The 22,134-nt window shown below is 70.4% G+C and carries 17 protein-coding genes; 4 read left to right on the top strand and 13 right to left on the bottom strand.

Annotated features, from left to right (window positions below; genetic code table 11):
- The first annotated feature begins 42 nt into the window (after positions 1–42).
- The 3 genes from GA0115254_RS40125 to GA0115254_RS40115 all read left to right on the top strand — a co-directional run bounded on the left by GA0115254_RS40125 (position 43) and on the right by GA0115254_RS40115 (position 3,286).
- Positions 43–1,365 (top strand): MFS transporter, encoded by a 1,323-nt coding sequence (locus GA0115254_RS40125; protein WP_093900185.1) that lies wholly within the window; start codon positions 43–45, stop codon positions 1,363–1,365.
- 108 nt (positions 1,366–1,473) lie between these two features.
- Positions 1,474–2,190: a L,D-transpeptidase family protein gene (locus tag GA0115254_RS40120; RefSeq protein ID WP_093900184.1), complete on the top strand. Its 717-nt coding sequence runs from the start codon at positions 1,474–1,476 to the stop codon at positions 2,188–2,190.
- 106 nt (positions 2,191–2,296) lie between these two features.
- The gene (locus GA0115254_RS40115; RefSeq protein ID WP_093900183.1) at positions 2,297–3,286 is read left to right on the top strand and encodes a sigma-70 family RNA polymerase sigma factor; all 990 of its coding nucleotides are present in this window, start codon (positions 2,297–2,299) and stop codon (positions 3,284–3,286) included.
- A gap of 378 nt (positions 3,287–3,664) precedes the next feature.
- On the opposite strand, the gene GA0115254_RS40110 is transcribed toward GA0115254_RS40115, so the two are convergent.
- The gene (locus GA0115254_RS40110) at positions 3,665–4,045 is read right to left on the bottom strand and encodes an STAS domain-containing protein (RefSeq protein ID WP_093900182.1); all 381 of its coding nucleotides are present in this window, start codon (positions 4,043–4,045) and stop codon (positions 3,665–3,667) included.
- A 352-nt stretch (positions 4,046–4,397) separates the two neighbouring features.
- On the opposite strand from GA0115254_RS40110, the gene GA0115254_RS40105 reads away from it, so the two are divergent.
- Complete coding sequence (locus GA0115254_RS40105) at positions 4,398–7,673, top strand: S8 family peptidase (RefSeq protein WP_093900224.1); 3,276 nt, start codon at positions 4,398–4,400, stop codon at positions 7,671–7,673.
- A 259-nt stretch (positions 7,674–7,932) separates the two neighbouring features.
- Here GA0115254_RS40105 and GA0115254_RS40095 read toward each other — a convergent pair whose 3' ends face one another.
- The 12 genes from GA0115254_RS40095 to GA0115254_RS40040 all read right to left on the bottom strand — a co-directional run bounded on the left by GA0115254_RS40095 (position 7,933) and on the right by GA0115254_RS40040 (position 22,034).
- The gene (locus tag GA0115254_RS40095; protein ID WP_093900181.1) at positions 7,933–9,210 is read right to left on the bottom strand and encodes a thymidine phosphorylase; all 1,278 of its coding nucleotides are present in this window, start codon (positions 9,208–9,210) and stop codon (positions 7,933–7,935) included.
- Positions 9,211–9,322: 112 nt separating this feature from the next.
- Positions 9,323–9,721: a cytidine deaminase gene (locus GA0115254_RS40090; RefSeq protein WP_093900180.1), complete on the bottom strand. Its 399-nt coding sequence runs from the start codon at positions 9,719–9,721 to the stop codon at positions 9,323–9,325.
- A complete protein-coding gene (locus GA0115254_RS40085; RefSeq protein WP_093900179.1) occupies positions 9,718–11,007 on the bottom strand; it encodes an ABC transporter permease in 1,290 nt (429 codons plus the stop codon). Before GA0115254_RS40085 ends, GA0115254_RS40090 begins: the two co-directional genes overlap by 4 nt.
- Complete coding sequence (locus GA0115254_RS40080) at positions 11,004–12,119, bottom strand: ABC transporter permease (protein ID WP_093900178.1); 1,116 nt, start codon at positions 12,117–12,119, stop codon at positions 11,004–11,006. The genes GA0115254_RS40085 and GA0115254_RS40080 overlap by 4 nt, the downstream gene beginning before the upstream one ends.
- A complete protein-coding gene (locus GA0115254_RS40075) occupies positions 12,116–13,708 on the bottom strand; it encodes an ABC transporter ATP-binding protein (protein WP_093900177.1) in 1,593 nt (530 codons plus the stop codon). The genes GA0115254_RS40080 and GA0115254_RS40075 overlap by 4 nt, the downstream gene beginning before the upstream one ends.
- 265 nt (positions 13,709–13,973) lie before the next feature.
- Positions 13,974–15,014: a BMP family lipoprotein gene (locus GA0115254_RS40070; RefSeq protein ID WP_093900176.1), complete on the bottom strand. Its 1,041-nt coding sequence runs from the start codon at positions 15,012–15,014 to the stop codon at positions 13,974–13,976.
- 285 nt (positions 15,015–15,299) lie between these two features.
- Complete coding sequence (locus GA0115254_RS40065; protein WP_093900175.1) at positions 15,300–16,526, bottom strand: amidohydrolase; 1,227 nt, start codon at positions 16,524–16,526, stop codon at positions 15,300–15,302.
- A 140-nt stretch (positions 16,527–16,666) separates the two neighbouring features.
- A complete protein-coding gene (locus GA0115254_RS40060) occupies positions 16,667–17,272 on the bottom strand; it encodes a hypothetical protein (RefSeq protein ID WP_093900174.1) in 606 nt (201 codons plus the stop codon).
- A gap of 109 nt (positions 17,273–17,381) precedes the next feature.
- Positions 17,382–18,437 (bottom strand): hypothetical protein, encoded by a 1,056-nt coding sequence (locus GA0115254_RS40055; RefSeq protein ID WP_093900173.1) that lies wholly within the window; start codon positions 18,435–18,437, stop codon positions 17,382–17,384.
- Positions 18,438–18,448: 11 nt separating this feature from the next.
- Positions 18,449–19,384 carry an N-acetylneuraminate synthase family protein gene (locus GA0115254_RS40050; protein WP_093900172.1) on the bottom strand — a complete coding sequence of 312 codons (936 nt, stop codon included), beginning with the start codon at positions 19,382–19,384 and terminating at the stop codon, positions 18,449–18,451.
- 47 nt (positions 19,385–19,431) lie between these two features.
- Positions 19,432–20,649 carry an acylneuraminate cytidylyltransferase gene (locus GA0115254_RS40045; protein ID WP_093900171.1) on the bottom strand — a complete coding sequence of 406 codons (1,218 nt, stop codon included), beginning with the start codon at positions 20,647–20,649 and terminating at the stop codon, positions 19,432–19,434.
- Positions 20,650–20,684: 35 nt separating this feature from the next.
- Complete coding sequence (locus tag GA0115254_RS40040; RefSeq protein ID WP_093900170.1) at positions 20,685–22,034, bottom strand: DUF6716 putative glycosyltransferase; 1,350 nt, start codon at positions 22,032–22,034, stop codon at positions 20,685–20,687.
- Between the last annotated feature and the right edge of the window lie 100 nt (positions 22,035–22,134).

Raw genomic sequence — 22,134 nt, 5'->3', positions numbered from 1 at the left:
CATGCATTGGACGCATGAAACACGTGGTCCTACTTTTGAACCATGCCTCCTGCCAGTACCGGGGCGTCCACCCTCACCGTGGCCGCCTCGCCCCAGCCGTCCCCCGTCGCCGCCGCTGTCGCCACCGCCGCCCCTGCCGCGCCGGACCGTCTCGAACCCGGCCGCCCCGGCTACCGCCGGATGAGCTTCGCGCTCTTCGCCGCCGGTGTCGCGACCTTCGCTCTCCTCTACTCCACCCAGGCCCTGCTGCCCGCCGTCTCCGCCTCCCTCGGCGCCACGGCCGGACAGGCCAGCTGGACCGTTTCCGCCGCGACGGGCGCGCTGGCGCTGTGTGTGCTGCCGATGAGCGCGCTCTCCGAGCGGTTCGGGCGGCGGCAGATGATGACCGCTTCGCTGACGGTCGCGGTACTGGTCGGGCTGCTCGTGCCGTTCGCACCCTCGCTGGGCTGGCTGATCGCGCTGCGCGCCGTCCAGGGCGCGGCACTGGCCGGACTGCCCGCGTCCGCGATGGCGTATCTGGCCGAGGAGGTACGGCCGAAGGCGCTGGTCGCCGCGATCGGACTGTTCGTGGCAGGCAACAGCATCGGCGGGATGAGCGGCCGTATCCTCACCGGCTGGGTCGCCCAGCTGTGGGGCTGGCGGGCGGCGCTCGGCGCGGTCGGGCTGCTGGCCGTGGCCTGCGCAGTCGTCTTCCACTTCATGATCCCCCGGGCCCGGCACTTCACCCCCGGTTCGCTGAACCCGAAGGCACTCGCGAAGACCGTGGGCGGGCACCTCGCCGATCCGCTGCTGCGCCGGCTGTACGCGATCGGCGCGCTGTTCATGACGGTGTTCGGCGCCGTCTACACGGTGATCGGCTACCGCCTGGTGGAGGCGCCGTTCAACCTCCCGCAGGGGGTCGTCGGCTCGATCTTCCTGGTCTATCTCGTCGGTACGGTCTCCTCCGCCGCGGCCGGCCGGCTGGTCGCCCGGCTCGGCCGACGGGGCGCGCTGTACCTGGCCGTCTCCACCACGGCCGCCGGTCTGCTGCTCTCGCTCGCCGACCAGCTGGCCGCCGTACTCCTCGGGCTGGTCCTGATCACGGCGGGCTTCTTCGCCGGGCACGCGGTCGCCTCGTCGTCCGTGAGCCGTACGGCGACGAAGGGCCGTGCCCAGGCTTCGGCGCTCTACCAGTCCGCGTACTACCTGGGCTCCAGCGCGGGCGGCACGCTCGGCGCGGTCGCCTTCCACGCCGGTGGCTGGGCCGGAACCGTATCGCTGGGGCTGCTCGCGGTCCTCGGCGTCGTCTCGATCACGCTGTACGGCACGCGGGCCGCACGCGCCGAGCGCCGTCGGCTCGTACCGGTGGCGTCCCTGCAGAACTGAGCCGGGCGTCCGTACAGAACTGAGACATACGACGCACAACCATCCACTCCCCGACGCGCGTCTAGCAGGCGGAAGCACCTCACGGCGCGCGAAGGAGAGTTGGCGTACATGAGAGTCGCAGGGAACATACGAGGGGTCCGGGCGCGGCGCGCACTCGCGCTGTCCGTCGCCGGTCTGACGGCGGCGCCCGCCCTCGTCCTGGGCACCGGCGGATCCGCGCAGGCGGCGTCCTGCACGACGTCCACGGGGCCGTACCAGAAGCAGGTCGAGAACTATCTGCACCGGCCGGTCGACGGCAAGCAGTCGGCCGCCGACTGCAAGGCGATCCAGTCGTTCCAGCGCACCTACGGGGTCACCCCGGACATCGGTTACGCGGGGCCGGTCACCTGGCGCACGATGAAGACGCTCACGGCCCAGAAGGCGGCCGGCAAGAACCCGAACAAGGCCAAGAAGTGCCCTACCAACAAGGGGCGCATCGCGTGTGTGGACCTGACCCGGCAGCTGAGCTGGATCCAGGACGGCAGCAAGCTGAAGTTCGGTCCCGTGCCGGTACGGACCGGGCGGGACAAGTACGAGACCCGCACCGGGTCCAAGAAGATCTACATGCGGCACATCAACCACGTTTCGTCGATCTACCACGTGTCGATGCCGTACGCCCAGTTCTTCGACGGCGGACAGGCGTTCCACTCGGTGGGCCTGAAGATGTGGAACCCGCCGGGGTCGCACGGTTGCGTCAACATGCGGGACGCCGACGCGAAGGCATATTGGAATCTGCTGAAGAACGGCGACGACGTATACGTGTACGGACGCAAGCCCGGAACGTGACCGGAAGGTGTGCCGCTACGGCACTTCCCGCCTCCGTTGTCAGTGCCCTGCGGTAGCTTCCGAAGTGCTGAAGTGAGTGGCGTCACAGCGCAACAGGGGTGGAGCGATGAGTGATCAGACAGCGACGGCGGACATCGAGAGCCGGCTGGAGGGGCACCGCGTCGAGCTGACCGGCTACTGCTACCGGATGCTCGGCTCGGCCTTCGAAGCGGAGGACGCGGTACAGGACACGCTGGTGCGTGCCTGGCGCAACTTCGAGAAGTTCGAGGGGCGTTCCTCGTTGCGGTCCTGGTTGTACCGCATCGCCACCAACGTCTGTCTGGACATGCTGAACGCGGGCAACAAGCGGGCCCGTCCCGTCGATCTGACGGGCCCGACGCCGCTCGCCCGGGCGGCGCTCAACCCACTGCCGGAGAACACCTGGCTGGAGCCGATGCCGGACGGCCGGATCCTGCCGTCGGTGGCCGACCCGGCGGAGGCCGCGGTGGCCCGGGAGTCGGTGCGACTCGCGTTCGTCGCCGCGTTGCAGCATCTGCCGCCCAAGCAGCGGGCCGTACTGATCCTGCGCGAGGTGCTGGCCTGGAAGGCGAGCGAGGTCGCCGAGCTGCTCGAAACCTCGGTCGCCTCGGTGAACAGCGCCCTCCAGCGGGCGCGCGCGACCCTCGCGGACCGCGAGAATCCGACCGCCGTCACCGCCGATCCGCTCGACGAGGAGCAGCGCAAGCTCCTCGATCGGTACGTCGCGGCCTTCGAGGGGTACGACATGGCGGCGCTGACCGCGCTGCTCCATGAGGACGCCGTGATGACCATGCCGCCGTTCGACCTCTGGCTCCAGGGGCACGCCGACATCACCGGCTTCATGCGGACCATCGGTGCGAGCTGCGAAGGCTCACGGCTGGTGGCGACGGCGGCGAACGGCACCCCGGCGTTCGCGCACTACAAGCCGGATCCGGACGGGCCGGGGTTCGTGCCGTGGGCGGTGCAGGTCATCGACATCTCGGAGGGCTCCGTCACGGGGATGCACTGCTTCCTGGACACACCCCGCTGGTTCCCGCTGTTCGGTCTGCCGGATCATCTCGACGCCGACGCGGTATGAGGCGCAGCGTACGGAACGTGCTGGTGGCGGGCTGGGTGGTGCTCGCGGCGGGCGGCTGGGGACTGACCCGGTGGCTGGGTGAGCCCGTCGCCACCGACGGGCTCACGCCCTCGACCGCCCGCACTCCGAATCCCGTCCCTGGCGGCGGACCGGGTCCGCAGCCGGGGCACGAGTGCGACAGCGACAGTCGCGCGTCGAGCCTGTCCCCGGCGGTGTCGCCTTTCCCCACAGGGACGGCTGTCCCGGACAGCGGCGTGGCCAGAGTCTCGGTGCGGTTCTGCGCACGGTTGGAGGGAAGGAGCCTGGAGGGCCCGAGCGGGGACTGAACGTCGGGCGGCGGGCGGACGGGCGGCATGTGCTCCCTGAAACGCCGCCCCTTCAGGCCCCGTTCCCGACGGCCCCGCCCCCGGTCCCGCCCCCCACGTCCACCACATCGGCCAGCCCGACCAGGTCGAGCAGGCGCTGCAGTTCGGGTGGCACATTGCGCAGCCGCAGCCGTCCGCCGCCCGCACGGCGTGCGACGAGCCCCAGCCGCGCCACCGCCTCGACCAGGGCCAGGTCCGCCTGTACGACCCCGCCCACGTCGCAGTCCACCCCGGCGCCCGGGTCGCGGAGGGTGCCCTCGGGGTCGTACAGCAGCGACTCCAGCTCGGCGCAGAGTCCCGGCACCGCGGCCCGAGTGACGCGGCCGGTGACGACGAGAACGATCGGGGTCATGGCTTCCACATCGGGGAGACCGGTGCGGCGGCCGAAACTCATCGCTGTGCGCATCCACAATTCCCCGACGCCCCCGGCCCGGTGCACGCCCGTACCCGCCCAGTAGCTGTTCCCACCCGCCCCTCACCCGTCCCTCGGGCACCCGGCCGGTACGGACGCCAATCGACTGACTTCCGTCAACTCCCGCCACCTGTGCGATTTTTGTGAACCCTTTCGCTCAACTTTCCCTCTAGGTACGTGAACCGGTCGGCACCGGCGTCCCATCGGTGCCGACTGACCAGTGGCCCCCTCAGAGGGGCCGCCTGATTCTCCAGGGGGAGAGTTGCGCAGACACGTGAGAAGCGCGTGTGTTTCGACCATCGCCACGGCGGCCGCCGTGGCGCTCGCAGCCGGGATGACCACCCCGGCCGTGGCACAGCCCGACACCGCCCGGCCGACAGGCGCCAAGTCCCTGTCCCAGCACCGGCTGACGCTCATCACCGGCGACCGCGTCACGGTCGACGCCAAGGGCCGGGTCGTGACCTTCCGGCCCGCCGAAGGGCGCGAACACATACCCGTGCAGCGTCAGATACGGGACGGGCACACCCTGCTCGTCCCGGCCGACGCGCACCGGCTGATCAGCTCCGGAAAGCTGGACCGCCGGCTGTTCGACGTCACCGAGCTGAACCGTGCGGAGAACCGCAGGGCCCAGAAGGCGGGCCTGAAGCTGATCGTCGCCTACCGGGGCGCCCGGGCGGCGGCCGCGAAGGCGGAGGTCCGTGACGCGGGCGCCACCCGGGTCGACCGTGCCCTGAAGTCGCTGGACGCCGAGTCGGTGACCACACCGGAGCGCGACGCCCAGGACATCTGGCAGGCACTCACCAGCAAGCCCTCGCACGGTACCCAGCGCACCACGGCCGCCGGTATCGACCGTGTGTGGCTGAACGGCATACGCAGGGCGAGCCTCGACAAGAGCGTGCCGCAGATCGGTGCGCCGACCGCCTGGAAGGCCGGATACACCGGAAAGGGCGTCAAGATCGCCGTTCTGGACACCGGTGTGGACGCCACCCACCCCGACCTCCAGGGCCAGATTCTCGGCACGAAGAACTTCACCGCGTCGCCCGACACCAAGGACCGTGTCGGGCACGGCACACATGTGTCCTCGATCGCGGCCGGTACGGGCGCCAAGTCGGGCGGGAAGTTCAAGGGCGTCGCCCCGGACGCCAAGCTGCTCGAGGGCAAGGTGCTCGGCGACGACGGCTTCGGCGACGACGCCGGCATCCTGGGCGGCATGGAGTGGGCGGTCGCACAGGGCGCCGACATCATCAACCTGAGCCTCGGCGGCAGCGACACCCCCGAGGTGGACCCGCTGGAAGCGGCGGTCAACAAGCTGTCGGCCGACAAGGGTGTCCTGTTCGCCATCGCGGCGGGCAACGAGGGCGACGCGGCCGGGACGGTCGGCTCACCGGGCAGCGCGGACGCCGCGCTGACGGTCGGCGCGGTCGACGACAAGGACCAGCTGGCCGACTTCTCCAGCCGTGGCCCGCGCATCGGCGACGGTGCGATCAAGCCCGATGTCACGGCCCCCGGCGTGGACATCACGGCGGCGGCCGCGCCCGGCTCCGCCATCGACCAGGAGGTCGGGCAGAACCCGCCCGGCTATCTGACGATCTCCGGTACGTCGATGGCGACCCCGCATGTCGCGGGCGCCGCGGCACTCCTCAAGCAGCAGCACCCGGAGTGGAAGTACGCCGAGCTCAAGGGCGCGCTCACAGCCTCGACGAAGCCGGGCGCGTACACACCGTTCCAGCAGGGCTCCGGCCGGATCGCCGTCGACAAGGCGATCGCCCAGACCGTCGTCGCCGACCCGGTCTCGATGAGCTTCGGTGTGCAGCAGTGGCCGCACACCGATGACACCCCGGTCAGCAAGAAGCTGACGTACCGCAACCTCGGTACGACGGACGTCACCCTCGACCTCGCGGTCACGGCCACCGGCCCGGCGGGCAAGCCCGCCCCGGCCGGCTTCTTCGGCCTCGGCGCCGACAAGGTGACCATCCCGGCAGGCGGCACCGCGGACGTGCCGCTGACCGTGAACACCAAGCTCGGCGGTACGGCCGACGGCACCTACTCCGCGTACGTCGTCGGGACGGGCGGCGGCCAGAGCGTCCGCACCGCGGCCGCGGTCGAGCGCGAGATCGAGTCGTACGACCTCACGGTCAGGACGATCGGGCGCGACGGCAAGCCCGCCGAGTTCGCCGACACCGACCTCTACGGAATCTCGGGAACGGCGCTCGGCCAGTGGCTCTCCCCGACCAGCACCGCCGGCACGGCCAAGGTCCGTCTCCCCAAGGGTGGTTACATACTGAACGGGGCTGTCACCGTCGACCCCGAGGACTACGCCAAGGGCACCGACTGGCTGACGCAGCCGAAGCTGGACGTCACCAAGAACCTCACCGTGACACTCGACGCGCGCAAGGCGAAGCCGGTGAACATCACCGTGCCCGCCACCGGGACGAAGTCCCTGCTGGCCGCGCCCGACCTCCAGCTCACGACCGATGACGGCGGCTACACCTACGGCTGGATCCTCGACACGTACAAGAACTTCCACACCGCGCACTTCGGTCCGAAGGTGACCGACGGATCGCTCTCCCAGCACTGGCTCGCCAGCTGGAGCAAGGGAACCTCGACCCGGTACGACATCGCGGCCGGCGGTCCGGTGACCCGGGCGGCCACCGGTTTCGAGCGGAAGTACACCGCCGGCCAGCTGGCCAAGGTCGGTCTCTCCCTCGGCTCGCCCGCCAAGGGCAAGACCGGTGAAGTCGCCGCCTCGGGCTCGCTGCCCGGCTGGGACGGCGGCTGGGCAGCCCCGTCCCTCCACAAGATCCCCGGCAGCGTCACCTCCTACGTCTCCACCTCCGACAAGGCGACGTGGAGCTTCGACTTCGCCCAGGACGGCGGAGTCGACGAGGACGGCTACCCGGTGACCGAGGCGTTGTACTCCCTCGGCGCCCCGCAGAGCTTCAAGGCGGGCAAGTCCTACACGAAGAAGGTCAACACCGCGGTGTTCGGCCCCGCGGTCAGCTCCGAGTACGGCATCCTCCGCGACGGCGACAACATCGTCGGCATGCTGCCGCTGGTGGCCGACGGACACGGCAACCCCGGTGATTCCGCCTACAGTTCGGCCAAGACGGTCCTGTACCGCAACGGCAAGAAGTTCGCCCAGAACGAGGACCCGCTGACGGGCCTGGCCCCCCTCGCCGTGCCGTCCGCCGCCGCCGACTACCGGCTGACGACCTCGATGCGGCGCAGCACCGCACTGTCCCCGGTCTCCACCCGGATCGACGCGAGCTGGACCTTCCGCTCCAAGCGGACCTCGGGCCCGGCCATGCTGCCGGTCTCCACGGTGCGGTTCACACCGAACGTCACCGCGGACAGCAGGGTCACGGCCGGCCGGACCGCTTCCGTGCCCGTGACGGTGCAGGGCGCGGCCGCCGGGAAGAACCTCAAGTCGTTGACGGTGTACGTCAGTTACGACGCCGGCAAGACCTGGAAGAAGTCCACGGTCAAGGCGGGCAAGCTCTCCGTGAAGAACCCGGCCAAGGGGAAGTCCATCTCCTACCGGGCCGATGTCACAGACAAGAAGGGCAACAAGTCGTCGGTGTCGATCTACAACGCGTACTTCGGCAAGTGAGCGCATAGCCACCCCGACCGCACGACGGCGGCCCGCCGGGACGGATTCCTCCGCCCCCGCGGGCCGCTCTCTCGGGTGCGTCCGTCTCCTCCCGGATCCGGACGAGGTCGCCCCACTCCTGGCCACTGCCCGGCTCGGGATCGACGGTGAGTGCGCCCATGGCGGTCCCTCCCCTGTCGGTGCGTCACCGGGTCCGGCATGCCGAACGGGACCGGCGGCAGTCCACCGATCCCGTTCACCCGTACGAGTAAGCCGCAGGTCAGGCGATACGTTCCCGCACCACGGGGGTGGCCGTGAACTCCGTGCCCTCCGGGGCGATGTCGTACGCGGAGGGCAGGGCCTTCAGCGCGTAGTCGAACTTCTCCGGGGTGTCGGTGTGCAGCGTCAGCAGCGGCTGTCCGGCCGTGACCGTGTCACCGGGCTTGGCGTGCAGCTCGATGCCCGCACCCGCCTGCACCGGGTCCTCCTTGCGGGCCCGGCCCGCGCCGAGGCGCCAGGCGGCGACGCCGATGTCGTACGCGTCCAGACGGGTCAGGACGCCGCCGGACGGGGCCGTCACGACGTGCTGCTCACGGGCGACCGGAAGCGTGGCGTCCGGGTCGCCGCCCTGGGCGGAGATCATCCGGCGCCAGACGTCCATCGCGGAGCCGTCGGCGAGGGCCTTCTCCGGGTCGGCGTCCTTGAGCCCGGCCGCGTCCAGCATCTCGCGGGCGAGGGCCAGGGTGAGGTCGATGACGTCCTTCGGGCCGCCGCCGGCCAGCACCTCGACCGACTCGCGCACCTCCAGGGCGTTGCCCGCGGTCAGGCCGAGCGGGGTGGCCATGTCGGTGAGCAGCGCGACCGTCCGAACTCCGCTGTCGGTGCCGAGCGCGACCATGGTGGAGGCCAGCTCGCGGGCGTCCTCGATGGTCTTCATGAAGGCACCCGAGCCGACCTTGACGTCCAGGACGAGTGCGCCGGTGCCCTCGGCGATCTTCTTGGACATGATCGAGCTGGCGATCAGCGGGATGGCCTCGACGGTGCCGGTGACGTCGCGGAGCGCGTACAGCTTCTTGTCGGCGGGGGCGAGCCCGTCACCGGCGGCGCAGATCACGGCGCCGGTGGTGTCCAGGACGGCCAGCATCTCGGCGTTCGAGAGGTGGGCGCGCCAGCCGGGGATGGACTCCAGCTTGTCGAGCGTGCCGCCGGTGTGGCCGAGTCCGCGGCCGCTGAGCTGCGGCACGGCGGCGCCGCAGGCGGCGACCAGCGGGGCGAGCGGCAGGGTGATCTTGTCACCGACGCCGCCGGTGGAGTGCTTGTCGGTGGTGGGGCGGGAGAGCGAGTCGAAGTTCATCCGCTCGCCGGAGGCGATCATGGCGGCGGTCCAGCGGGCGATCTCCGTACGGTTCATACCGTTCAGCAGGATCGCCATGGCCAGCGCGGACATCTGCTCGTCGGCCACCTCGCCGCGGGTGTAGGCATCGATGACCCAGTCGATCTGTTCGGGGGTCAGCTCGCCCCGGTCGCGCTTGGTGCGGATGACGGAGATGGCGTCCATGTCCTGGGAGTCCTTCCGGCCGGTACGTACGCAAGAGTCCCGAATGACTCTACGCGCATAGAGGGTGGATGCGGGTGTGGCCCTCCCAACGGACGGGAGGGCCACAGCAGTTCTACTTCAGATGGTGCGGTCCGAACGCCTGCGGCAGCATCTCGTCGAGCGTGCGCAGGCCGTCCGGCGTCTCCAGGATCAGCTCCGGTCCGCCGAACTCGTACAGCAGCTGCCTGCACCTGCCGCACGGCACCAGGATCTCGCCCGCCCCGTCCACACAGGTGAAGTGGGTCAGCCGCCCGCCACCGGTGGCGTGGAGCTGGGAGACCAGGCCGCACTCGGCGCACAGCCCGATGCCGTACGAGGCGTTCTCGACGTTGCAGCCGGACACCGTACGCCCGTCGTCGACACGTGCCGCCGCACCGACCGGGTAGTGCGAGTAGGGAACGTATGCACGTGTCATGACGGACCGTGCGACGCTCCGCAGCGCCGCCCAGTCGACCTCCGCGGCGGCCGTCACTTGCCCTGGCCCTTGCGGTAGCGCATGCCGTCCGCCTTCGGCATCCGCAGCCGCTGCGCGGAGAGCGAGAGGACGAGCAGCGTGACGATGTACGGGGTGGCGCTCACGAACTCGGTGGGCACCGTGTCCGTGGCGAGGTACCAGACCAGCACGGCGGCGGCGATGACGGCGCTGACCGCACCCTGGACGAAGCTCTTGCGGTAGAGCTTCCAGGCGGCGAGCGCGGCCAGCACGACCACGAGCAGCAGGAGCAGCGCGTGGACGGACTCGCCGCCGTTGCGCAGCTGGAGCGCGTCGGCGAAGCCGAACAGGCCGGCGCCCATGGCGAGCCCGCCGGGCCGCCAGTTGCCGAAGATCATCGCGGCGAGACCGATGTATCCGCGACCGCCGGTCTGACCCTCGTTGTAGATGTGCGAGGTGACCAGGGAGAGGAAGGCACCGCCGAGGCCGGCCATGCCGCCGGAGACGATCACCGCGATGTACTTGTAGCGGTAGACGTTCACACCGAGCGACTCGGCGGCGACCGGGTTCTCGCCGCAGGAGCGCAGCCGCAGCCCGAACGAGGTCTTCCACAGCACGAAGAACGTGAGGGCGAAGAGGGCCACGGCCACGATCGTCAGCAGCGACACATTGGTGACCAGACCGCCGATGACGCCGGCCAGGTCGGAGACGAAGAACCAGTGGTGCTTCTCGATGGAGTGCAGCCAGTCGGAGAGGCCCGGGATCGTCACTGAGGTGATGTCGTCGGCCGGCGGGGACTGCTTGGGGCTGCCGCCCTTGGCCGCCGCCTCACCCGTGTTGAACCAGAGCTTGGCGAAGTAGGTGGTGAACCCGAGCGCCAGGATGTTGATGGCGATACCGGAGATGATGTGGTCGACGCCGAAGGTGACGGTCGCCACGGCGTGCAGCAGCCCGCCGAGCATGCCACCGATGACCCCGGCCAGCACACCGAGCCACGGGTTGGTCTGCCAGCCGGCCCAGGCGCCGAAGAAGGTGCCCAGGATCATCATGCCTTCGAGACCGATGTTGACCACACCGGCCCGCTCGGCCCACAGGCCGCCGAGACCGGCGAGCCCGATCGGCACGGCCATCGCGAGCGCCGCGCTGATCTGCCCGGCAGAGGTGACGTCCTGCGCGCCGGTGATGGCGCGCACCGCGGACAGCGCGAGCAGCGCGCCCGCGACGATCAGCAGGACGACGGGGAAGGAGAGGCGGGTGCGGCCGCCCTTGCCGCCGGAGACCTTGGGGGCCGCGGGGGGCGGGGTGGAAGTCGCCGTGACGGTCACGCCGACACCTCCTGCTGGTCGGAGTTACGGGCGGCCTGTGCGGCGAGTTCCGCGCCGACCTTGCTCTGCTGGCGCTTGAGTCCGTAGCGGCGGACGACTTCATAGGCGATGACGACGCACAGGACGATGACGCCCTGGATCACGCCGACGATCTCCTTGTCGTACCCCTCGAATTCGAGCTTGCCGGTGCCGCGCTCGAGGAAGCCCCAGAGCAGTGCGCCGAGCGCGATGCCGATGGGGTGGTTGCGGCCGAGGAGGGCGATGGCGATACCGGTGAAGCCGATGCCGACCGGGAAGTCGCCGCTGTACTCGAAGCTGTCGTTGAGGAGGGTCGGCATACCGACCAGACCGGCCACGGCACCGGAGATCAGCATCGAGGTGACGACCATCTTCTTCACGTCGACACCGCTGGCCTCGGCCGCGGAGCCGGACTGGCCGACGGTGCGCAGGTCGAAGCCGAACCGCGTGCGCGAGAGCGCGAACCAGTAGGCGATGCCCGCGACGACCGCGACCACGATGAAGCCCCAGACGGGCGTCGGGGTGGTCGGGAACTCGAAGAAGTGCGAGGACTCCGGGAGCGGCTTGGTGGAGATCTTCGTGCCGGCCTCGTCGAGGTGGCCGAGGCGGCCCTGCTGGAGCAGGTAGCCGATGATGGCCGTCGCGATGGCGTTCAGCATGATCGTCGAGACGACCTCGCTGACGCCCCGGGTGACCTTGAGGACGCCGGCGATACCGGCCCACATCGCGCCGACGATCATCGCGGTGAGGATGATCAGCGGGATCTGCAGGGCGCCGGGCAGGGTCAGCGCGCCGCCGACCGCGGCGGCGAAGAAGGCGGCGAGGCGGTACTGGCCGTCGACGCCGATGTTGAAGAGGTTCATCCGGAAGCCGACGGCCACCGCGAGACCTGCGAGGTAGTACGTCGTCGCCTTGTTCAGGATGTAGACCTGGCTGTCCGACTTCATCCCGTAGTCGAACATGATGCCGAAGGCGCTGAACGGCTCCTTGCCGGTGGTGGCCAGCACGAGTGCGGTCACCAGGAAGGCGACCACGATCGCGAGTACGGGGGCCGCGATCCCCAGGAGCAGCCGCTCCTTGTCGATCTTCTTCATCGGTCCTCTCCCCCGTTCCGGGGGTCGGTGTCGGTGCTTTCGGCACCGGAGTCGTCCGGCGCAGCTGTCTCGTCCGGCGCTTCGAGGTGACCGGTGGCCGCGCCCGTCATCGCCGAGCCGAGCTCCTCCGGGGTGATGGTCGCCGGGTCGGCGTCCGCCACCAGTCGGCCGCGGTACATGACACGCAGGGTGTCGGAGAGCCCGATCAGCTCGTCCAGGTCGGCGGAGATCAGCAGCACCGCCAGTCCTTCTCGGCGTGCCTCGCGGATCTGGTCCCAGATCTGCGCCTGGGCTCCGACGTCCACGCCCCGGGTGGGGTGCGCGGCGATCAGGAGCTTCGGGTCGTGGCTCATCTCACGGCCGACGATCAGCTTCTGCTGGTTGCCGCCGGAGAGGGAGGCCGCGGTGACCTCGATACCGGGGGTGCGGACGTCGTACTCGCGCACGATCCGCTCGGTGTCGGCGCGGGCTCCCTTGAGGTCGAGGAACACGCCCTTGCTGTTGGGGCGTTCGGTGACATGGCCGAGGATGCGGTTCTCCCAGAGCGGGGCCTCCAGCAGCAGTCCGTGCCGGTGGCGGTCCTCGGGGATGACGGCCATGCCGTCCTCGCGGCGCTTGCGGGTCGGCGTGCGGGAGATGTCGACGCCGTCCAGGGTGAGTACGCCGGTGTCGAGGTGGCGCATGCCCATGATCGCGTCGACCAGTTCGGACTGACCGTTGCCCTCGACGCCCGCGATGCCGAGGACCTCGCCCTTGTGGATGGTGAAGTCGATGCCGTCGAGCACCGAACGCACCACGCCGTCCGGGTCGGTGGCGGTCAGCCGCAGCCCCTCGACGGTCAGCATCGGTACGTCGGTGACGGTCGACTCACGGGTCTCCGGCGACGGGAGTTCGCTGCCGACCATCAGCTCGGCGAGCTGTTTGGTCGTCGTGTGTTTCGGGTCGGCGGTGCCCACCGTCGTGCCGCGCCGGATGACGGTGATCTCGTCGGCGACCGACAGGACCTCGCCCAGCTTGTGCGAGATGAAGATGACGGTCAGGCCCTCGGCCTTGAGCTCGCGCAGGTTGTCGAAGAGCGCATCGACCTCCTGCGGTACGAGGACGGCGGTGGGCTCGTCGAGGATCAGCGTGCGGGCGCCGCGGTAGAGGACCTTGAGGATCTCCACGCGCTGCCGGTCGGCGACCCCGAGGTCCTCGACCATGGCGTCCGGGCGGACACCGAGTCCGTAGGCGTCGGAGATCTCCTTGATCTTGGCGCGGGCCCGGTCGCCGATCCCGTACAGCTTCTCGGAGCCGAGGACGACGTTCTCCAGGACCGTGAGGTAGTCGGCGAGCATGAAGTGCTGGTGCACCATGCCGATGCCGCGGTCGATGGCGTCGCCGGGGTTGTGGAACGAGACCTGCTCGCCGTCCACCGCAATGGTGCCCTCGTCCGGCTTCTGCATGCCGTACAGGATCTTCATCAGAGTGGACTTGCCGGCGCCGTTCTCGCCGACGAGAGCGTGGACGGTGCCGCGGCGCACGGTGATGTCGATGTCGTGGTTGGCCACGACTCCGGGGAACCGCTTGGTGATACCGCGGAGTTCCACGGCATGAGGACTGCTGGACGCGTTGATGGCGCACTCTCCTTGGCAGGAGCGGAGGGCGGAGGCGATGGGACGGAGGCGGTGGGGGCGAAAAAAGGTACCGCGCCCGGCGGACGCTACGCGCGTAGCGCCGCCGAATCGTTGGCCACCTGATAGCAGGTGGCAGACAGTGTGCGTACGGCTACGGCGATGCAACCGGAAGCCGTACGTGAATCGGGGCCCGCGTGAAGCCGAAGCGGCTCACCCGGGCCCCGATCGACGGACCGGATCAGGTCGTGGTCTTGACCGTGATGGTGCCGTCGACGATCTTCTTCTTCGCCTCGTCGAGCTGGGTCTGGATGTCCTTGAGGTGGTCACCCGTGGCGGTCAGGCTGACGCCGCCCTTGGCCAGGGAGTACGCCTGCGTGCCGGTCAACGGCTTGCCGTCCTTGACGGACTTGACCAGGTCGAAGACGCCGGTGTCGACGTTCTTGACGACGGAGGTCATGATCGTGTCCTTGTACTTCGACAGCGCCGGGTCGAGCGCCTGGTCGGAGTCGACGCCGATGGACCAGGCGCCCTTCTTGCCGGCGACGGCCTCGATCGAACCGGCACCCGAGCCGCCCGCGGCGGCGAAGATGACGTCCGCACCCTTGTCGAGCATGCCCTTGGCGGCTTCCTTGCCCTTGTCGGGGCTGCCGAAGCCGGACAGGTCCGAACCGGTGGACAGGTACTGGATCTGCACCTTGGCCTTCGGCTTGGTGTCCAGGACGCCCTGCTGGAAGCCGGCGGCGAACTTCTTGATCAGCGGAAGGTCCACACCGCCGATGAAGCCGACCTGGCCGTCCTTCGACTTCAGCGCGGCGGCGACACCGGCGAGGTAGGAGCCCTGCTCCTCGGTGAAGACGATGCTGTCGACGTTCTTCGCGGCGGCGACCGAGTCGACGAGACCGAAGCTGACCTTCGGGTACTTGGCCGCGATCTTGTCGACCGCGTCCTTGTACGCGAACCCGACCGCTATGACCGGGTTGTAGCCGCCCTCGGCGAGCGACTCCAGGCGCTGCTCACGGTCGGCAGGGGTCTCACCGTTCTTGGCGGTGAGCTCCTTCGTCTCGGCGCTGAACTCGGACTTGGCCTTGTCCAGACCACGCGCGGCGGAGTCGTTGAACGAGTTGTCACCACGGCCGCCCACGTCGTAGGCCATGCCGATCTTCATCTTGCCCTTGTCGGAGCTGGGGCTCTCGGTGGACGACTCGCCACACGCGGTGGCGGTGAGCGCGAGGGCCGCAGTGACAGCACACGCAGCGGTGATCTTGGATACCCGGCGCAAGGGAAGGCTCCTTCAAACCTGACCGAAGCGCCTCTTCCGGCGCTGGTTTCGCGGCGATCGTAACGCGCGTAGATGTCAGATAAAGCCCTGTACGGAAGCCGTTATCGGATCGTCGCGAACGGGGGGCGACGCGTCCGGTTACGGATGGTTGCCGTCGGGCAACGCGGAGGCAGCGAAGAGCTTCGCGGCCATCGCGGCGGCCTCCCCATCGGCGTCGAAATCACCGCGATGCAGGTCAAGTCGGGCAGCTCCGTCGGAGGTACGGACCCCTTGCCGGGCCATGGCTCAGGCGGAGCAGCCATCCAGAAGTGCCGACGCAGTGAACAGCTCTACGCCCACCGTGATCGCCTCCTCGTCGGCGTCGAAATCGCCACGATGCAGGTCGAGCCGGGCGGTGTCGCCGGGGGTACGGACCCCGAGCCGGGCCATGGCTCCGGGGACGTGCTCCAGGTACCAGGAGAAGTCCTCGCCGCCGAGGCTCTGCTCGGTGTCCTCGATCGCATACGACCCGCGGCGGGCGGTCATCGCCCCGGCGAGCAGGTCGATCACGGCGGCGTCGTTCACCACCGGCGGGACGCCCCGGACGTAGTTGATCACCGTCTTGGCCCCGTGCATCCCGGCCACCTCGTCGATCGCCGCGTGCACCAGGTCCGGCGCCTCCCGCCAGGCCGCCAGGTCCAGGCAGCGCACGGTGCCGGAGAGCTCGGCGTGCTGCGGGATCACGTTGCAGGCGTGCCCGGCCTCCAGCCGTCCCCAGGTGACGGCAAGCCCGGCCCGTGCGTCGACCCGTCGGGCAAGCAGTGCGGGCACCTCGGTGGCGACCTTGGAGGCGGCGGTGACCAGGTCGGTGGTCAGATGCGGCCGGGCGGTGTGCCCGCCGGGGCCGTCGAGGCTGACCTCCAGCCGGTCGCAGGCCGAGGTGATCGCCCCGACCCGCAGCCCGATCCGCCCCACGTCCACCTTCGGGTCGCAGTGCACTCCGATGATCCGCCCGACGCCCTCCAGGGCCCCGGACGCGATCGTGTCGGGCGCGCCGCCGGGCAGTACCTCTTCGGCCGGCTGGAAGATCAGCCGCACCGGCCGCGGCAGCAGCCCCTGCCGGTCGAGCTCGGCGAGCACCAGCCCGGCGCCGAGGACCGAGGTGGTGTGGATGTCGTGCCCGCAGGCATGCGCCCGGTCGGGGACGGTGGAGCGGTACGGGACGCCGGCCTTGGTGTCCGGGATGGGCAGTGCGTCGATGTCCGCGCGCAGAGCGAGCATGGGCCGCGGGTCGCCGCTCCGGCTTCCCACGTCACAGATGAGCCCCGTCCCCGTGTCGAGCACCCGGGGTTCGAGCCCCGCCTTCTCCAACCGGGCCTTGATGGCCGCGGTGGTACGGAACTCCTGATTGCCGAGCTCCGGGTGCATGTGCAGGTCGCGCCGGAAGGCGATCAGTTCGGCACGCAAGGGCTCGGGCAGGGTGCCGGGCAGCGCCTCGTCCCCGGGCAGCTGGGCATCGGAATCACGGGACATCAACTGGTTCACCTGGTGAAGAGTAAGGCCCTTGCCCCCTCAACTGACCACAGATCAACAAAAGTTCAGCCGCATAGACGAACAAAATGTGGCGTCGGAGCGTGTGACGTGAGACGGAGGTGGGTAAACTCACCCATTTTCTACCGGCTACGGCGCACCGGCAGCAGCGCCAGACCGATGCACAGGGCACCGATCGGCAGCAGATCCAGGTTCATGGCCGTCAGCACGACCCCGGCCAGCACCGCGACGGGAGCCCACGCCCGGACCAGGTCCCGGCGGAAGAACGCGAGCAGGGTGACGAGGGCCAGCAGCCCGAGCCAGAACAGCATCGGCACCACGGTGTAGACCAACGGCATCACACCGGGTATGTCCTGCACCCGCTCGAAAATCTCGCCCATGGCGCGCTTGTCCGCCGCGACGAACCCGACCACCAGGTCGATCACCGCCTGCACCGCCACCGCCACCGCACCGAGCAGCCCGGTCCAGGCGGCCACCGCGACGGCGACCCGCTTGCCCGCGCGCTCCCCGGCGAGCCTCCGCAACCCCAGGAACACCGGCACGAACGCGAGCACCCCGGCCAGGAACAGCAGGTGCGCCAGCGACCACCACATCCCGGGCCCGTAATCACTGACGGCGCGACCGATCAGCCGCACCACTCCGTACGCGGCCATCAGGGCCGGTCCCGCGAGAAACACCGTCCCGGCCGTGGCACCCTGTCGCTCCGTCGCCATCCGCATCGTCGTCATGCGCCGATGCTCGCGCCCGGCCGACCCTGCCCGCTATCGGGGCCTTCCCCCAACAAGCCCTGATTACAGGCCCGTTCCGGGTCAGGGTGGGGCTCCGGCACGTCCCCTGCTACGCCTCCGTGATCGCCGTCGCCCGCCAGGGCGCCAGGCGCTGTACGTCGCGGGCCGTCTCCGTGACGCCGCTCAGGAACCCCTGGGCGCGCGGCGACGCCGTGTCGCGGAGCCATTCCGGGGCGATGTCGCAGACCGCGACCTTGACGTCCGTACCGACGAGGGCGAGGGGCAGGGTGTGGACGACCGTGGAGGGGAAGCTCAGGACCGTACGGCCGATGGGGCCGCGGCGGGCGATGAGTTCCAGGGGGAGGTCGGGGCGGACGATCTCCAGGCCGATGGCGGCCTCCAGGGCGTGGAGCTTGTCGGTGGACTCGCGGCGGTGGGCGAAGTAGCGGGTGGCCCCATGGGTGCGGGCCAGGGCCGCGACGGCCTCCAGGTACTGGGCCTGGTCGACCACGCCCGTCTCGACGAGCGAGGTACCGACCAGGTCCGCGCCCTTGGTGAGCAGCGGCGGGCCGAATCGGGCGCGGGTCCAGGCGAAGGTGTTGGGGGTGACGGTGACGCCGGGCGGAGCCTCGACCGGCATCGCCGTGAAGACCTCGACCGTGCGGGTGGCGGACGGGGTGAAGCGGCTGCGGGCGCGGGCCGTGACCGGGGCCAGGACCAGTTCGCGCGGGCCCGAGCTTCCCTTGCGGTGCCAGCGCACCAGGCGTTCGCCACGGGCCAGTTGGGCGACGAACTCCATGGTGGCCGTGCCGTCGTCGACCACCGTGAGGCGGCGGGCGCGGACCATGGTGAGCAGGAGCTGGACGTAGCGGGAGAAGGGGTCGCCGATGACGATCCGCTCCGCTCTGCGCAGCAGTCCGGCCAGTGAGCGCAGGGTCTTCAGGGGCGCGCCGGCGCCGCCGCGCGCCTCCTGCCAGCGGACGTTGACGCCCTCGTCGCGGGCCAGCTCCGCCATCCGGCGCAGCTGGCCGCGCGACATCGGGTCGACCGGGGGGAGGACGACGACCGTGATGTCCGTGAGGACATGGTCGTCGCCTCCCTCTGTGTAGGCCCACTCCAGGACGTTCAGGAGCTGGACCGGGCTCTCGACGAAGGCGAGGTTCACCGGTCGGCCCGTCAGACCGCGACCGGCTCGGCGGCCGGAGCCGTCTCGGCGCTCTCGGCGACGACGCCCGCGACCCGGCGGAGCTTCTTCATCGGGCCGAGCTCGGACTCGTACACCTTCTTGATGCCGTCGCCGAGCGAGGCCTCGATGGTGCGGATGTCGCGGACGAGGCGGGTGAGGCCCTGCGGCTCGACGGAGGCGGCCTGGTCGGAGCCCCACATGGCGCGGTCGAGGGTGATGTGGCGCTCGACGAACGCGGCGCCGAGGGCGACGGCGGCGAGGGTCGTCTGGAGGCCGGTCTCGTGGCCGCTGTAGCCGATCGGGACGTTGGGGTACTCCTGCTGGAGGGTGTTGATGACCCGGAGGTTCAGCTCCTCGGCCTTGGCCGGGTACGTCGACGTGGCGTGGCAGAGAAGGATGTTGTCCGATCCCAGGACCTCTACCGCGTGGCGGATCTGGCGCGGGGTCGACATGCCGGTGGAGAGGATGATCGTGCGGCCGGTCGCCCTCAGGGCACGCAGGAGTTCGTCGTCGGTGAGGGAGGCCGAGGCCACCTTGTGGGCGGGGACGTCGAACTTCTCCAGGAAGGCGACGGCCTCGGTGTCCCACGGGGAGGCGAACCAGTCGATGCCGCGCTTGGCGCAGTGCTCGGAGATGGCCTGGTACTCGGCCTCGCCGAACTCGACGCGGTGGCGGTAGTCGATGTACGTCATCCGGCCCCAGGGGGTGTCGCGCTCGATGTCCCACTGGTCGCGCGGGGTGCAGATCTCCGGGGTGCGCTTCTGGAACTTGACGGCGTCGCAGCCGGCTTCGGCCGCCACGTCGATCAGCGCGAGGGCGTTGTCGAGGTCGCCGTTGTGGTTGATGCCGATCTCACCGGTGACGTAGACGGGCCGGCCCGGGCCCGCGGTACGGGTGCCGAGGGTGCGCAGACGGGAGGTGCTCATGAGGTGCGTTCCTTACTTGGGGGAGGTGCTAGGGGGACTTGGGGGGGTTACTCGGGGGACTTCGTGAGGGTGGGGCCCAGCAGCCAGGCCGCGATCTCGCGGATGGCGCCGAAGCCGCCAGGGGTGGTCGTGACGGCGCGCGCCGCGGCACGTACCGAGTCATGGGCGCTCGCGACCGCGACGGGCCAGCCGGCCAGCGCGAAGCACGGCAGGTCGTTGACGTCGTTGCCGACGTAGAGGACGCGTTCCGGAGCGATGGACTGTTCGTCGCACCACTGCTTGAGCGCCAGGTCCTTGCGGTCGATGCCGTGCAGGACCGGGATGCGGAGCTTGTGGGCGCGGGCCGCGACGACCGGGTTCTGTTCCGTGGAGAGGATCAGCAGCGGCATTCCTGCCTTGCGCAGGGCGGCGATGCCCAGGCCGTCGCCGCGGTGCACGGCGACGATCTCGCGTCCGTCGGCGTCGATGAGGACCCGGTCGTCGGTCTGCGTGCCGTCGAAGTCGAGGACGACCGCGTCGATGTCGTCCCGGGTGGGCAGCGGTGAGGGGTCCAGGAGCGGCGCGAGGGCGCGGGCGCGGGCCAGGTCGTGCGGGTCGTCGACCTCCAGGACCCGGGCGGCGTCGGTGCGCACCAGAGCGGTGTGGCCGAAGAAGCGGTGGCGGTGGATACGGAAGCCCGCGGCGTTCATGGCGTACGCGGTGCCCGTTTCCAGCAGGTCCTCGGGACGGTCCTGGCGCATCTGCCGGACGGACTTGTCGTGGTTGACGCCGTGGTTGTCCTCCTCCAGGGCACTGCCGTCGCGCCAGAGGAAGCCGTGGAACGGGGCGACCGTGACCGCCGTGTCGGCGCCGTCGCGGGCGACGGCCGCGGCGACGCCGTCGATGTCCTCCCGCACGACGAAGGGGCTGGTGCACTGGACCAGCAGCACCACGTCGGCCTTCCGGTCGCGCATCGCCTCGTATGCGTCCAGGGCGTGCAGCACCGCGTCCTCGCTGCTCGCCCTGTCCCCCGCGATGGCCGCCGGACGCTGGACGATGTGCACCCGCTCCGGGGCGCCCAGCGTGTCGCCGGCGGCGCGGGCCGCGTCGGCGATGGCCGCGTCGTCGGTCGTCACGACGACGTCCGTGACCTCACGGGAGGCCAGGCAGGCGCGTACGGCACGGGCGACCAGCGGTACGCCGCCGACCTGGGCGAGGTTCTTGGCCGGGACGCCCTTGGATCCGCCGCGGGCGGGGATCACGGCGAGCACGGTGGGCGGCGTCATCGCTGCTCCTGGTGTCGTGGTGGAAGTGGAGGTGTTCACAGCTCGCCCATCCGCCGGATGACGGGGGCGACCCGCTGGACGCCCTGCCGGTACGCGCCCCGCGCCGCTTCGCGTACCGCGTCGCGGACCGCGCCGCGCACTCCGCCGGTCTCGCGCGGCCGGTCGGTGCCCGGCAGCGGGTGGCCGTCGGGGGCCAGGTGGTGGCGGGCGAGGATGCCGGGGAGGTAGCCCGGGGCGGTGGCGGGTGTGTAGTACGGGGCGAGGTCGGGCAGCCGGGCGGTGGCGAGCAGGGCTTCGACACGTGCGCGGGCGTTGTCGTAGGCCGTGGCGTACGTGCCGTCGGCGGCGACGCCCTGGCCGGCCAGCCATGCGCCGTCGGGCTCCGGGCGGTGGCCGCCGTCCAGGTGGTCCCAGGAGGTGAGCAGTCCGGAGCCGATGAAGTGGTGGTTGCCGAGGGCCTCGCGGACGCCCAGGTCGGTGAGGATCGCAGTCGGGATGCGCCGGTGCAGGGACTCCAGCGCGGCGGTCGAGGAGACCGTGACCAGCAGGTCGGTGCGGTCCAGGACCTCGCCCATGTGCCCGTACACCAGACGGAAGTTGGGCGGCAGTCCGCCGGGCAGCCTCTCCGCGAGCCGTTGGTACGGGAGTTCCTCGATGTGCGTGGTGTGCTCGCCGGGCTTGGAGCGCAGCTTCAGCAGCACCTCGCGGTTCGGGTGCAGCCTGGCGTGCTCGACGAGCCTGCGCAGCAGATACGTACGGTCGGCGCGGGAGGCCGGTACGGACGGCTGGGCGGCGAAGACGACCGTGTCGCGGCCCGCCTGCGGGCGGTGCGGCTCGCCGCCGAGGAACGGCAGCGCGGCCTCCGTGACGGCCGAGGCATCGGCGCCCACTCCCTCGTACACCGCGCGGAAGCGCTCCGCGTCGTGGCGGGAGTTGGCGAGGACGACGTCCGCGCCGTGCCGCAGCAGCAGTCCGTCGGCGAGCTTCTCGTAGACGACGCCGACATAGCCGGTGACGACGACGGGTCTGGCGGGCAGCTGCAGCGCGGCGAGGCCGTGCAGCATCGCCTGGACGGCTCCCCCGACGAGGGCGAGTACGACGACGTCGTATCCCTCGTCCCGGACCGTGTGCAGGAATTCGACGGCCGTCACCTCGCGCACCCGGTCGGCGTCGATACCGACGTCGCCGACCTCGGCGAGCTGGCGCGGGGTCGGGGTGGCCCGGCCGCGCAGCAGCAGCCCGCTGATCTCGACGCGCTGCGCCGACGTCCCGGACGCGCCGGCGGTGAGGCGGCGCGCGGTGAGCGCGCCCCATTTCCAGCGGGTGTCGGAGTCGGCGAGTACGGCTACCCGGAGGGCGGTCGTCTTTTCGGTACGTGGGGGCACGTCCCAGAACTTAGGAAGGCATTTTGATTCGCGGCCCAACGTGACGGCAACAGCTGGTTAACAGCCCGACGACGCTTGGCGAATCGCCCGCGCAAAAGCC

The sequence above is a fragment of the Streptomyces sp. Ncost-T10-10d genome (assembly GCF_900091955.1).
GTDB lineage: Bacteria > Actinomycetota > Actinomycetes > Streptomycetales > Streptomycetaceae > Streptomyces.
The sequence above is the reverse complement of the archived record's forward strand: the minus strand, read 5'-3'. Positions and strand labels throughout refer to the sequence as shown.